This window comes from Phytopseudomonas dryadis, assembly GCF_004327355.1.
Lineage (GTDB): Bacteria > Pseudomonadota > Gammaproteobacteria > Pseudomonadales > Pseudomonadaceae > Aquipseudomonas > Aquipseudomonas dryadis.
On sequence record NZ_QJUM01000002.1, the window covers coordinates 83,507 to 96,981 of the forward strand.

At 67.5% G+C, this 13,475-nt stretch carries 9 protein-coding genes and 4 tRNA genes; 7 read left to right on the forward strand and 6 right to left on the reverse strand.

Going from position 1 to position 13,475, the window contains the following annotated elements; translation table 11 throughout:
* Nucleotides 1-24: 24 nt before the first annotated feature.
* From DNK34_RS01900 to DNK34_RS01910, 3 genes are read right to left on the reverse strand one after another with little or no spacing between them, the layout of a single operon-like run.
* A complete protein-coding gene (locus DNK34_RS01900) occupies nucleotides 25-1,470 on the reverse strand; it encodes an efflux transporter outer membrane subunit (RefSeq protein WP_131174467.1) in 1,446 nt (481 codons plus the stop codon).
* Complete coding sequence (locus DNK34_RS01905) at nucleotides 1,467-4,595, reverse strand: efflux RND transporter permease subunit (protein WP_131174468.1); 3,129 nt, start codon at nucleotides 4,593-4,595, stop codon at nucleotides 1,467-1,469. The genes DNK34_RS01900 and DNK34_RS01905 overlap by 4 nt, the downstream gene beginning before the upstream one ends.
* Before the next feature lie 9 nt (nucleotides 4,596-4,604).
* Nucleotides 4,605-5,786, reverse strand: a complete 1,182-nt coding sequence (locus DNK34_RS01910; protein ID WP_131174469.1) for an efflux RND transporter periplasmic adaptor subunit — start codon at nucleotides 5,784-5,786, stop codon at nucleotides 4,605-4,607.
* Between the two features lie 163 nt (nucleotides 5,787-5,949).
* On the opposite strand from DNK34_RS01910, the gene baeS reads away from it, so the two are divergent.
* Entirely contained in the window at nucleotides 5,950-7,326 is a 1,377-nt protein-coding gene (gene baeS / locus DNK34_RS01915; protein WP_131174470.1) for a sensor histidine kinase efflux regulator BaeS, read from the forward strand.
* Nucleotides 7,323-8,006 carry a response regulator gene (locus DNK34_RS01920; RefSeq protein WP_131174471.1) on the forward strand — a complete coding sequence of 228 codons (684 nt, stop codon included), beginning with the start codon at nucleotides 7,323-7,325 and terminating at the stop codon, nucleotides 8,004-8,006. Before baeS ends, DNK34_RS01920 begins: the two co-directional genes overlap by 4 nt.
* A gap of 27 nt (nucleotides 8,007-8,033) precedes the next feature.
* Here DNK34_RS01920 and DNK34_RS01925 read toward each other — a convergent pair whose 3' ends face one another.
* A complete protein-coding gene (locus DNK34_RS01925; RefSeq protein ID WP_131174472.1) occupies nucleotides 8,034-8,801 on the reverse strand; it encodes a hypothetical protein in 768 nt (255 codons plus the stop codon).
* A gap of 219 nt (nucleotides 8,802-9,020) precedes the next feature.
* Between DNK34_RS01925 and DNK34_RS01930 the strand changes: the two genes are divergently transcribed.
* The 4 genes from DNK34_RS01930 (at nucleotide 9,021) to DNK34_RS01945 (ending at nucleotide 9,419) form a co-directional block, all read left to right on the forward strand.
* Nucleotides 9,021-9,096 (forward strand) — tRNA-Glu (locus tag DNK34_RS01930).
* A 27-nt stretch (nucleotides 9,097-9,123) separates the two neighbouring features.
* Nucleotides 9,124-9,199 (forward strand) — tRNA-Gly (locus DNK34_RS01935).
* Nucleotides 9,200-9,241: 42 nt separating this feature from the next.
* A tRNA-Glu gene (locus DNK34_RS01940) sits at nucleotides 9,242-9,317 on the forward strand.
* 26 nt (nucleotides 9,318-9,343) lie between these two features.
* A tRNA-Gly gene (locus DNK34_RS01945) sits at nucleotides 9,344-9,419 on the forward strand.
* Between the two features lie 216 nt (nucleotides 9,420-9,635).
* Here DNK34_RS01945 and DNK34_RS01950 read toward each other — a convergent pair.
* Together DNK34_RS01950 and DNK34_RS01955 are read right to left on the reverse strand one after the other, a co-directional pair.
* The gene (locus DNK34_RS01950; RefSeq protein ID WP_131174473.1) at nucleotides 9,636-10,118 is read right to left on the reverse strand and encodes a GAF domain-containing protein; all 483 of its coding nucleotides are present in this window, start codon (nucleotides 10,116-10,118) and stop codon (nucleotides 9,636-9,638) included.
* Nucleotides 10,115-11,005, reverse strand: coding sequence for an ATP-binding protein (locus tag DNK34_RS01955; RefSeq protein ID WP_131174474.1), 891 nt, complete (start codon nucleotides 11,003-11,005; stop codon nucleotides 10,115-10,117). Before DNK34_RS01955 ends, DNK34_RS01950 begins: the two co-directional genes overlap by 4 nt.
* A 101-nt stretch (nucleotides 11,006-11,106) precedes the next feature.
* Between DNK34_RS01955 and DNK34_RS01960 the strand changes: the two genes are divergently transcribed.
* Nucleotides 11,107-13,416 (forward strand): hybrid sensor histidine kinase/response regulator, encoded by a 2,310-nt coding sequence (locus DNK34_RS01960; protein WP_131174475.1) that lies wholly within the window; start codon nucleotides 11,107-11,109, stop codon nucleotides 13,414-13,416.
* Nucleotides 13,417-13,475: the final 59 nt, after the last annotated feature.

Sequence of the window (13,475 nt, forward strand, 5' to 3'; positions counted from 1 at the left end):
CTTGACGGCGTGCCTGCCCTCTCCTCATCCGTCGGCATCGGCGCCGCCGCCGAACACCTTGTACAGGGTCACACGGTTGCTGGCCTCGCTCAGGCGCAGGGTGATCAGATCCTGCTGTGCACTATAGAGCGTGCGTTGCGCGGTCAGGGCCTGGAGGGAGCTGTCCACGCCGTTGCGGTAGCGCGCATCGGCCAGGGTATAGCCGCGCCGGGAGGCGACGACCAGGGCACGCTGCGCATCCAGGCGCTCATCCAGGCGGGCCCGCTCGGCCAGGACATCGGCCACTTCGCCGAAGGCGGTCTGGATCGCCTTCTCGTACTGGGCCACGGCGACATCGGCGGAGAGCTCCGCCGCGTCCAGCGAGGCCTGGAGCGCACCGGCCCGGAAGATCGGCACGCTGACGGTGGGAATGAACGACCAGGTCCGCGTGCCGGCATCGAACAGGTTCGACAGGGCGCTGCTGCCGACGCCCACCGTCGTGGTCAGCGAAATGCTCGGAAAGAAGGCCGCGCGCGCGGCGCCGATGTCGGCATTGGCGGCTTTCAGCACGTACTCGGCAGACAGTACGTCGGGGCGCTGCAACAGCACGCGGGAGGAGAGATTGGCGGGCAGCGGCGCCAGCGCCACGGCGGTCTCGGCATCGTCGGTGTCAGGCAGAAGGCTGTCGGGGACGGGGGCGCCCACGACCAGCTCGAGCGCATGGCGTGCCTGCTCCAGCGCGGTGGCGTAGGTGGCGACGTCGGCCCGCGCGCTTTCCACACTGCCCTGGATGGAAGCCAGGTCGACGCCGGAGGCCGCGCCTTCGCCATGCAGGAACTCGGTGAGCTGCAGCGTCCTGCGCTGGCTCTCCAGGGTCTGCTGCGCCAGGGCCACGCGCTGGCGGTAGGCGCCCACGTTCAGCCAGTCGCTGGCGACCTCGGCCAGCAGGCTCATGCGTGTGCTGCGCTGGGTTTCGGCCGTGGCCAGGAAGGTCTGCGCGGCCTCGTCCTGCAGGCTGCGGATGCGTCCGAACAGGTCCAGTTCCCAACTGCTGAAGCCGACCGTGGCCGAGGCGCTGCGACTCACCGCCGCGACTCCGCTGCTGCTGGCGGCCGCACTGCTGCGTGCGGCCGTCCGGCTGAGCGTCGCGTCCACCGACGGCAGCAGGTCGGCGCTCTGGATGCGGTACTGCGCGCGCGCCTTCTCGATGTTGAGCAGCGCCACGCGCAGGTCGCGGTTGCTCTGCAGCGCCTGGGCGATCACCTGGCGCAGGCGCTCGTCCAGAAACACCTGGCGCCAGTCGAGTTCCGCCACCGGCATCGCGTCCGCAGCGGCCGGCGGGGCGTCGCGGAACTGCGCCGGCACCGGTGCGGCGGGCTGTACGTAGGACGGTGCCATGCTGGCGCAGCCGGCCAGCGCGGCGGCGCAGAGAACGGCCAACGCCAGGCGAACCGGGCGCGGGGAACGCCGGGTGACCGACGGCCTGGTCATTCATTCACCTCCGTCGGCGCAGCGGGCTGGCTCTTGCGGCCGGGAAACAGGCTGCGCACGATCACGTAGAACAGCGGCACGAAGAAGATGCCCAGCACGGTCGAGGCCAGGGTGCCGCCGAACACGCCGGTACCCAGCGAGTGGCGCCCAGCGGAGCCGGCGCCGCTGCTGACCATCAGGGGCAGCACGCCGAGCAGGAAGGCCATCGAGGTCATCAGGATCGGCCGCAGGCGCAGGCGCGCAGCCTCCAGTACAGCCTCGACCAGTGGCTTGCCCCGCTCCTCCAGTTCCTTGGCGAACTCGACGATAAGGATGCCGTTCTTGGCCGCCAGGCCGACCGTGGCAAGCAGGCCCACCTGGAAATACACGTCATTGCTGAGTCCGCGCAGCGAAGTCAGCAGCAGCGCGCCGCCGACACCGATAGGCACGGCCAGCATCACCGAGAACGGGATCGACCAGCTCTCGTACAGCGCCGCCAGACAGAGGAACACGAACAACAGCGACACCGCATACAGCAAAGGAGCCTGCGCCCCGGCCTGCTGCTCCTGGAAGGACAGGCCCGACCACGCATAACCGAAGCCGCCCGGCAGTTGCTGCACCAGCCTGACTATCTCAGCCATCGCCGTGCCCGAGCTGACGCCCTGGGCCGGTTGGCCACTGATCTCCATGGCGGCGATGCCGTTGAAGCGCGCCAGCGATGCCGGAGCGTAGCTCCAGCCGCTGCTGGCGAAGGCCGAGAACGGCACCATCGCCTCGTCGCTGTTGCGCACCGTCCAGCGGTAGACATCCTGCGGCAGCATCCGCGCCTGCTCCTGGCCCTGCACATAGACCTTCTTGATCCGGCCACGGTCGACGAAGTCGTTGACGTAGGTGGCCCCGAACGCCGTGGACAGGGTGGCGTTGATATCGCTCTGGGCCAGCTTCAACGCGCCGGCCTTGGCGTCGTCGATCCTGATGTCGAAGGTCGGCGCGTCCTCCAGGTTGGCATAGCGCACCGCGCTCAGCGACGGCTCCTGCGCGGCCAGCGCCAGCAGCTTCTGGCGCGCGTCCACCAGGGCTTCGTGGCCGGCGCCAGCGAAATCCTGCAGCTCCAGGGTGAAGCCGGTGGCCTGGCCCAGCCCCGGAATGCCCGAGGGCGCGAAGGCGTAGATCTGCGCATCGGGAAAACGCCCGAGCATCGCCTCGCTGATGCGCACGCCGATATCGGTGGCACTGGCCTCGCGCTCGCTCCAGTCCTTGAGCCGGATGAAGGCCATGCCGGCATTCTGGCCGCTGGTGCCCTGGCTGAAGCCGGCGACCGCCATGACCGTCTCGACCTCCGGCTGCCCGCGCACGTAGTCCGAGACCTCGGCGATCACCTGCTGCGTCTTCTCCTTGGTCGCGCCCGGCGGCATCTTCAGTTGCACCATCAGCGTGCCCTGGTCCTCCTCGGGCAGGAACGAGGTCGGCAACTGCCAGAACTGCAGGCCCAGCACCGCCAGCAGCAACAGATAGACCGCCACGCCCGCGCGGCGGTGGCCGACGACGCGCGCCACGCCGTGGCGGTAGCGCTCGGCAGCCTGGTCGAAGCGGCTGTTGAACCCTGTGAAGAAGCGCCCGAGCGGCCCGCGCCGGGTGACCTGCCCGGGTGTCAGCAGCGTGGCGCACAGCGCCGGCGTCAGGGTCATGGCCACGAACACCGAGAGGATCATCGCCGAGGCGATGGTCACCGAGAACTGGCGGTAGATCACCCCGGTGGAACCCGCGAAGAACGCCATGGGCAGGAACACCGCCGTCAGCACCAGGGCGATGCCGACCAGCGCGCCGGTGATCTGGCCCATCGACTTGCGCGTGGCCTCGCGCGGCGGCAGGCCTTCCTCGCGCATCACCCGTTCGACGTTCTCCACCACCACGATCGCATCGTCCACCAGCAGGCCGATCGCCAGTACCATGCCGAACATGGTCAGGGTGTTGATCGAGTAGCCCAGCAGCGCCAGCACGCCGAAGGTGCCCATCAGCACCACCGGCACGGCGATCGCCGGGATCAGCGTCACCCGCCAGTTCTGCAGGAACAGGTACATGATCGCCAGCACCAGCACGACGGCTTCGACCAGGGTCTTGACCACCTCCTCGATGGAGATCTTCACGAACGGCGTGGTGCTGGACGCCACGTGATAGCTGATGCCCTCGGGGAAGTAGGACTGCAGCTCCGCGAGCCTGGCCTCCACCGCCTCCGACACCTGCATGGCGTTGGCACCGCTGGCCAGCTCGATGCCGATGCCCGCGGCCGGCTTGCCGTTGAACGTGCTGGTCATCGCGTAGTCCTCGCTGCCCAGCTCGACCCGGGCGACGTCGGACAGGCGCACCACCGCGCCGCTGCTGTCGGACTTGACGACGATCGCCTTGAACTGCTCCGGCGTCTGCAGCCGGCTGCGCGAGCTGATGGTCGCGTTCAGCGCCTGGCCCTGCGTCGCCGGCAGCGCGCCGAGCTGCCCGGAAGACACGTCGGCGTTCTGCGCCGTGATCGCGGCTGTCACGTCGGAAGGCATCAGCGAATAGGTGCGCAGCTTCTCCGGATCGAGCCAGACGCGCATCGAATACTGCGAACCCATCACCTGCACCCGGCCGACGCCGGTGACGCGGCTGATCGGGTCCTGGAGGGTGGAGACCATGAAGTCGGCGATGTCGGTGCCGCTCAGTCTGCCGTCGTCGGAGGTGAAGGCGAGCACCTCGAAGAAGCTGCCGCCCACCGACTTGCTCACCGTGAGGCCGGTGCTCTTGACCACCTCGGGCAGCATCGACTCGGCCTGCTGCAGCTTGTTCTGCACCTGCATCTGCGCCACGTCCGGGTCGGTGCCGGCCTTGAACGTCAGTTGCACCTGCGCGCCGCCGGCCGCGTTGCTGCTGGCGGACATGTACATCAGGTTGTCCAGCCCGCTCATCTGCTGCTCGATGACCTGGGTGACCGAATTCTCCACGGTCTGCGCCGAGGCGCCGGTGTAGGTGGCGCGGATCGAGATCGTCGGTGGCGCGATGTTCGGGTACTGCTCCACCGCCAGGTTGAACACCGCCAGCGTACCGGCCAGGGTGATGACGATGGCGATGACCCAGGCGAAGATGGGCCGGTCGATGAAGAAACGTGACATGCCCTGCCCTCAGCTCGCCTGACCGGCCGTCGACGGCGTCGCGTCGGCGGGGTCCGCCACCGCGTGCGTCTTCACCGCCTGGCCCGCCTGCACCTTGCTGCCGCCTTCGACCACCAGTTGCTCGCCGGGCTGCAGGCCGGCGGTGACGAGCCACTGGTCCTTCTGCGCGTCGCCGGTCTGCACCGTGCGCTCGATGAGCCTGCCGTCGTCGCCGACCAGCTTGACCGTCGCCTCGCCCCTGGTATTGCGGCCGACCGCGCTCTGCGGCACCAGGATCGCCTTGTCGTTGATCGCCACCGGCAGGATGGCGCGCACGTAGGCGCCCGGCAGCAGCAGGCGATCCGGGTTGGGAACCAGCGCGCGCGACACGACGTTACCGGTGCCGGTATCCACCGAGGTGCCGACGAATTCCAGCGTGCCGCTGTGCTCGTAGAGGCTGCCGTCCTCCAGCTGGATCTGCACCGGCACCTTGCCGTCCAGCGAGGTGAGCGCGCCGCTGTCGAGCTGCTTGCGCAGCGCCAGCAGCTCGGCACTGGACTGGGTGACGTCGACGTAGATCGGGTCGAGTTGCTGGATCGTGGCCAGCGCCGTGGTCTGGCCGGCCGTCACCAGCGCGCCGGGCGTATACACCGAGGCGCCGATGCGGCCGTCGATCGGTGCGCTGACGCGGGTGTAGTCGAGGTTGATCCTGGCCGTCTGCAACACGGCCTGCGCCACCATCACCGCCGCCTCGTTCTGGCGCAGCGTCGCGACGGCCTCCTCGAGATCCTGCTGGCTCACCGCGTCCAGCCTGGCCAGGTTGGCGTAGCGCTGCGCCTTGGGCCGCGCCGACAGCACCGCCGCCTGCGCCTGGGCCAGGGCGCCCTTGGCGTTGTCGTAGGCGGCCTGGTAGGTCGCCGGGTCGATCCGGTACAGGAGCTGCCCGGCCTTCACGTCCTGGCCTTCGACGAACAGGCGCTGCTGGATGATGCCGCCGACCTGCGGCCGCACGTCCGAGACCATGTGGGCCACCGTGCGTCCGGGCAGGGTCTGGTGCATGGCCAGCCGCTGGGCGCGCACCGTCCAGACCCCGACTTCCGGCGTCGGCGCAAGCGCTGCCGGCCCGGGCGAACAGGCGGCCAGCAGCAGCATCACTGGCAGGCACAGGCAACCCAGGTGCCTGAACAATGAACGTGGGGTCGGAGACAGCATGCGCAATAGCCTCGGAATCGCGGGAAGCGGACGATGGATGGCATGCTGGAGAACGAATGTGCAGCGAATATGGAGTTTCGCTCCACCCGCACGATCGACCTTGTTCCCCGAACTGGCGCCGTGGTCGAATAGGCGCTGGCATTCCCACTCTGTCCCCCACCCTATGAAACTGGGCATTACCGCCAAGCTCTTCCTCGCCGTGATCGCCTCCTGCGCCATCGTGCTGCTGGTCAATGGCGTTGCGGCGCACGTCAGTTTCCAGCGCGGCTTTCTCGGCTATCTCAACGAGCAGGGCATGGAGCGCATGGAGACGGTGCTGCCGCGCCTGGAGGAGACCTATCGCCAGCACGGCAGCTGGGACTTCCTGCGTGGCGACCTGGAGGCCTGGTTCGCGCTGATGCGGCCCGCCCCCGATCCGGCGCGCGCGCTGACCGGCCCGCCGGTGTCCGACCAGACCGGCGCCGTGCCGCGCTTCGCGCTGCTCGACCCTACCTACGCCCGGGTCGTTGGCAACCCGGGGGCCGACCGGGAATCGCTGTTGCGGCCGGTCGTCGTCGACGGGGAAACGGTGGGCTGGATGGCGATGGTACCGTTCCAGAAGGCCGTCGCCGCCGGCGACGTGCGCTTCTACGAAGCCCAGTTGTACACCTGGTGGTTGATCGCGGCCTTGTCGGTCGTCGTGGCGGCCCTGCTCGCCGGCCTGCTGTCGCGCATGCTGCTGCGCCGCGTGCATGGCCTGGCCTCGGCAACGCACTGCCTGGCGGCCGGCGACTACGCGATACGGGTGGATGCCGGCAGCCGCGACGAACTCGGCGGGCTGGCGCGCGACTTCAACCAGTTGGCCCAGGCGCTGGAGCACAACGAGCGCACGCGGCGCCATTTCATGGCCGACATCTCGCACGAGCTGCGCACCCCGCTGGCCGTGATGCGGGCCGAGCTCGAAGCGATCCAGGACGGCATCCGGCCCATGGCGCAGGCGTCGCTGCAGCCGCTGGGCCAGCAGATCCTCCAGCTCGGCAAGCTCATCGACGATCTGCACGACCTGTCGCTGACCGACGTGGCCGCCCTCACCTACCGGCATGAGTCGATCGACCTGGCGACCCTGCTGGAGGCGATGCTGGCGACGCTGGAACCGCGCTTCGCCGGCGCCGGGCTGCAACTGCGCCGGCGCATGGCCCCTGGCGCGTACCCCGTCCACGGCGACGAACGGCGGCTGCAGCAGCTGTTCGGCAACCTGCTCGAGAATACCCTGCGCTACACCGATCGCGGCGGCATCGTCGAAGTCGGCTGCGAACGGCGCAACGGCCGCCTCCTCGTCACCTTCGACGACAGCCCGCCGGCGGTGGACGCGGACAAGCTGCCGCGCCTGTTCGAGCGCTTCTACCGCACCGAGGCATCGCGCAACCGCGAAAGCGGCGGCAGCGGCCTCGGCCTGGCGATCTGCCGCAACATCGCGCAGGCGCACGACGGCAGCATCCGCGCCGACGCCTCGCCGCTCGGCGGCCTGCGCATCACGGTCGATCTGCCGGAGGCCGCATGACGACCGCGCCGCCAGGAGGACGGATTCTCATCGTGGAGGACGAGCCACGGCTCTCGGCGGTGCTGCGCGACTACCTGCAGGCGGCCGGCTACAGCTGCCAGCAGGTCTTCGATGGCGCCGACGCCGTGCCGGCCTTCCGGCAGCGGCAGCCCGACCTGGTGATCCTCGACCTGATGCTGCCGAACCGCGACGGCATCGACATCTGCCGCGAACTGCGCACGCTGTCCGACGTGCCGGTGATCATGGTCACGGCTCGGGTCGAGGAGATCGACCGCCTGCTCGGCCTCGAACTGGGCGCCGACGACTACGTGTGCAAGCCGTTCAGTCCGCGGGAGGTCGTCGCCCGCGTGCACAGCGTGCTGCGGCGCCACCGCCATGTACCCGGCTGCGCCGAATCGGCGCAGGGGCTGTCGATCGACGCTGGCGCCTGCCGGGCCAGCCTCCACGGGCACGACCTCGGCCTTACGCTGGTCGAGTTCCGCCTGCTGCGCACCCTGGCGGCACAGCCCGGCCGGGTCTATTCGCGCGATCAGTTGATGGACCAGCTCTACGACGATCACCGTATCGTCACGGACCGGACCATCGACAGCCACGTGAAGAACCTGCGCCGCAAACTCGGCAACGTCGGGGAAGAATGGGTCCGCTCGGTCTACGGCGTCGGTTACCGCTTCGAGCCATGAGAAGGTTTCGACGGCCGCGTAGGGCCGTCAGTCGTAGAGGGTTTTCTTCTTCCAGTCCTCATCGTCCAGCGACTTGAGTCCTTCGGTGAGCTCGCTGCCGTCGTCGCTGCTCTGCTGTTCGATGTTGACCAGCAGGGCATTGACGCGGGCCAGTTGTTTCTGGAATTGCGCCAGGGTCGACTGGTAGCGAGCGGCATCGGCCTGTTTCTGCAGGAACTGTACGCCACGCTCGAGGGCGAGGCGGGCGTGGCCGGGCTGTTTCTGCCGCATGGCTTCCTGGGCCTGGGTGCTGAACAGCTCGATGTATACCTGGGCCAGCATATGGCGGATTTCCTGCAGCCAGCGCTTGGCCTCGTCCTGGGGGATCAGGCCGGCCTGGGCGGCGCGAGTGACCTGGCTGTGCAGGCTCTCGAGCTGAAAGCGGATATCCTTGGCCTTGGCCTCGCTGGCGACGGGCTGTGGCGGGTTGCGCACGGGAATGGCTTCGCCCTGGCCGATCAGCTTGCCCAGCTCCTGGGCCGCGGCCGCGTGGCCATCGTCGTGTTTGTCGACGGCCAGCAGGCGCTCGACGAAATGCAACTGCAGACGGCTGAGCAGCAGCTTGAGCTCGGGCGTCATCAGTTGGCCGGGAAACTGCTCGTTGAGATCGGCAAGACGTCGATAACGGTCGCTGAGGTCGGCCTTGAGGCGGGCTTTCTTCAGTTTGTTGCTCTCGGCCATCTGATTCAGATAGGCGATCAGGATCAGGATGGCGATCCCTCCGACTATCGACAGGGTGATCACGAGCGAGGACATCGCGGTAACCTCTCGGACGCTGTATTCCACGCGAGTGTAGTGCTTCGGCCGGTCAGCTCCTAGCGCGGCGTGCAATCTTGGGTGAAGTCGTTGATTTTAAAAAAAATTATTAGAGAGGTTGACGACCGTTGAAAGGCTCCCTAGAATGCGCGCCACTTCTGCGGTAATGCCTCGAGGCGTAACGCGGAAGCCGGAAGGCAGGTACGGGTTCCGGGCAGCGTCCCCTTCGTCTAGTGGCCTAGGACACCGCCCTTTCACGGCGGTAACAGGGGTTCGAGTCCCCTAGGGGACGCCACTTGCGAAGCAGGTGATAGCAGTAAATGCGGGAATAGCTCAGTTGGTAGAGCACGACCTTGCCAAGGTCGGGGTCGCGAGTTCGAGTCTCGTTTCCCGCTCCAGATCATGGATTCTGCCCAGGCGCAGGATCGCGAAAGTTCCAGGTCCCCTTCGTCTAGTGGCCTAGGACACCGCCCTTTCACGGCGGTAACAGGGGTTCGAGTCCCCTAGGGGACGCCATTTTGCGGTAGGCAGCACGTTGTAACGCGGGAATAGCTCAGTTGGTAGAGCACGACCTTGCCAAGGTCGGGGTCGCGAGTTCGAGTCTCGTTTCCCGCTCCAAATTATGCTCTGCAGACGTCTGCGGATGCTGGAAAAAAGGACCTTCGGGTCCTTTTTTCGTTCTGCCGGAAGCCGTTTGCCCGGATGCCGGCCGATACGCTCGAGCAAACAGGGTTGCCTGGCCGTCTCTGACGCACGGAAAAAACGTGCAGGCGCGTCGCCAAGCCACTGTTTTGAGTCGATCCAGGGCAATCGGCAGGATCGCCCTGGCCCCACTCAACAATCGCTGGCCGCTAGGAAGATCGCCGCCAGCCGCTCGATGCCACGCTGATCGGCCTCGCCGAAGCGGGCCAGCCGCGGGCTATCCAGGTCGAGCACGCCGATCAACCGCCCCTCCTTCAGCAGGGGAACCACCAGCTCGCTGTTGGACGCACTGTCGCAGGCGATATGCCCGGCGAAGGCATGCACGTCCTCCACCCGCCGGGTTTGCCCCGTAGCGGCCGCCGCGCCGCAAACACCACGCCCAAAGGCGATGCGCACACAGGCGACCCGGCCCTGGAACGGCCCGAGCACCAGTTCGCCATCCTTGACCAGGTAAAAACCGGCCCAGTTCAGGTCCTCCAGCTCATGGAACAGAAAGGCGCTGAACTGCGCGGCATTGGCAATGAAGTCGCGCTCCCCGGCGAGCAGGGCTTCGAGCTGGGCGGCCAGCAGCGGGTAGCCAGCGAGACCGGCGGCGTTTTTCTCCAGATCGATCACTGTGGCGTCTCCAGCAATTGCAGGCCCACCCACTGGCGCGCGAACTGATAGGCACAGCGGCCGTTGCGATTGCCACGCCCGGTCGCCCAGCGGATCGCGGTCTTCTCCAGCGCCTCGCTCCACGCCCAGGTCAGGCCGACCGCCGCGGCTTGCACCGTGATCCAGTGACGCACCACGTTGAGGTAATGCTCCTGGGTGAAGGGGTAGAAGGACAGCCACAGGCCGAAGCGATCCGACAGGGCGATCTTGTCTTCCACCGCCTCGTTGGGATGCAACTCGCCATCCACCACCTTGGTATTGGCGTTGTCGCTCTCCCTTTCCGGCACCAGATGCCGGCGGTTGGAGGTGGCATACAGCAGCAGGTTCTCCGGCGAACGCTCCAGCGAGCCGTCGAGCACGCTCTTGAGCACGCGGTAATCGCCCTCGCCCGCCTCGAATGACAGGTCGTCGCAGAACAGGACGAAGCGCTGGGGCAGCGCCTGCAGTTGTTCGACCAGGCGCGGCAGATCGGCGAGATGGTCACGCTCGATCTCGATCAGACGAAGGCCCGCGGCGGCATGCTCGGCCAGCAAGGCGCGCACCAGCGACGACTTGCCCGTCCCGCGGGCGCCCCAGAGCAAGGCGTGGTTGGCCGGCATGCCCTGGACGAACTGGCGGGTATTGCGCGCCAGTTGCTCGCGCTGGGTGTCCACGCCGATCAGGTCGCTGAGGCGCATGTCCAGGCTCACGTTCAATGGCTGCAGGTAGCCGCCACGCCCCTCGCGCTGCCAGCGCGCGGCCAGGCAATGCTCCCAGTCGAGCGCGCTACGGGGCGCCGGCAGCAGCGGTTCCAGGCGCGTCAGCAGGCTGTCGGCACGCTGCAGAAAATCAAGCAAACGGGAATCCACGTTAAGCTCCTTGAATCATCACAATGAACAAGCCAGTGTGCTCGAGAGACGAGCCAGATCGGCTATGCTTGAGCAGCGAACGGAACGAGACAGCGCCCTATATGGAAATACCACTCACGCAGCGACTGTCATTCAAGCAGGCCGCCGTCACCGTACTGGTCGCCTTCATCCTCGGCACCCTGCTCAGCCTGGTACAGATTGGCGTCGATTATGCCAGTGAAGACGCCGCCATCAATCGCGAGATTAACGCGCTGCTGGATATCAGCCACAGTCCCGCGGCGCGTATCGCCTACAACATCGATGCCGAGCTGGCCCAGGAGCTGGTCACCGGCCTGTCCCGCTCGCCCGCCGTGATCGGCGCCCGCATCGTCGACAGCAACGGCGAGGCGCTGGCCAGCACCCGGCAACCGCCGGCGACAAGCCGCTACCGGGTCTTCAGCGACTTCCTCTTCGACGAGAGCCGTCACTTCGAGACCCGCCTGTCGGTCGATCATGCCCCCGAGGAGCCCCTGGGCGTACTGCAACTGGACATCGACACCTACGCCTTCGGCAGCAACTTCCTCAAGCGTGCCGTGCTCACCCTGACCAATGGTTTCGCCCGCAGCCTGCTGCTGTCGATCATCCTCCTGGTGCTGTTCTACTTCATGCTGACCAAACCGCTGAGCCAGGTCATCCAGGCGCTCAGCAGGCGCGACCTGCGCCCCTCGGATCGGAGCCGGCTGGTCTGCCCGCCGGGCCATGAACGCGACGAGATCGGCGTGCTGGTGGAGGTCGCCAACCGTCAGTTCGCCAACATCGCCATGGAAATCGAACAACGCCGCAACGCCGAGGATCGCCTGACCGACTACCTCGGCGAACTGGAAAGCGTGGTTTCGGCACGCACCGTCGAACTCAAGGCCGCCAACAGCCGGCTCAGCCGCTCCAACGAAGAGCTGCAGCAGGCGCGTCACGATGCCCTGGCCATGGCCCAGGCCCGCTCCACCTTCCTGGCCAACATGAGCCATGAGATCCGCACACCGCTCAACGGTCTGCTGGGCATGCTGGCGCTGTCGCTGGAAGGCCCCATGAGCAGCGAACAGCGCCAGCAGCTGTCGATCGCCCACGATTCGGGCAAGGTGCTGGTCGATCTGCTCAACGACATTCTCGATCTGTCGAAATTCGAGGCCGGGCAGCTGGAGCTGGAGCACATCGCCTTCGACCTCGGCAGCCTGGTCGAAGGCACGGCCAGCCTGCTGTCGCAGAACGCCCTGCCCGGCGTCGAACTGACCTGCCTGATCGATCCGCAACTGCCCGCCCAGGTGCTCGGCGATCCGACCCGTGTGCGGCAGATCGTCAGCAACCTGCTGTCCAACGCCCTGAAGTTCACCCGCGCCGGCCGCGTCGACATCCGGGTCGGCGCCAGCGCCGGCCAGGTCGTCCTGGAAGTCCGCGACACCGGTATCGGTATCGCCGAAGAGGCCCAGGCGCACATCTTCCAGCCCTTCACCCAGGCCGGCGCCGATATCGCCCGGCAATTCGGCGGCACCGGCCTGGGCCTGGCCCTGACCCGGCGCCTGTGCGAGGCCATGCACGGGCAGTTGAGCCTGACCTCCAGCGTCGGCGTCGGCAGCCGCTTCGTCGCCGAACTGCCACTGCCCGGCGTCAGCCCGGCCGCGCCCCACCCCCGGCTGTCCGGGCGGGTGATCGCCATCTGCGCCGAGGACACCGGCCTGGCCGAACTGTTGCCCAGCCTGATCCGCGCCTGGGGACTGGGCTACCAACGCCTGGACAGCGCCGGACAGGCGGATGGCATCGACGCCGATGTACTGATCAGCGACTGCCCGACCTGCATGGCCAAGCTGCGGCCGTTGACCGCGGCACCGATCCTGCTGGTAACCGCCTACGGCAGCTTCCTCGCCCGCGAGCAGGCGCGCGGCCTGGCGCCCCTGGAACAACTGGCCAGGCCGCTGACCCGGCAAGCGCTGCTCCAGGCCCTGGGCCGCGCCCTGCACCAGCCGCCGGCATCGCTCGACACGCCCTCCCCGGTTTCGGCAACGCCGCACAAGCAGGCCAGCGTGCTGCTGGTCGAGGACAACCCGGTCAATCAACTGGTGGTCAAGGGCATGCTCGGCAAGCAGGGCTTCGACGTGCTGCTGGCCAATAACGGCGAACAGGCCCTGGCGCGCCTGCAGGATCAGGCCGTCGACCTGGTGCTGATGGACTGCAACATGCCGGTCATGGATGGCTACGAAGCCAGCCGCCGCATCCGGGCCAATGCCGACTGGCGGCACTTGCCGATCATCGCCCTGACCGCCAATGCCCTGTCGGAAGAACGCGAACGCTGCCTGGCCGCGGGCATGAACGACTACCTGGCCAAGCCCTTCCAGCGCGACGAGTTGCTCAGCCTGCTCAATCAGTGGCTGCCGAGCTGAACCAGCCCGGCCTGCTGCAGGCGTTTGAGCAGCGGCATCAACGTAGCGGATCAAGCATC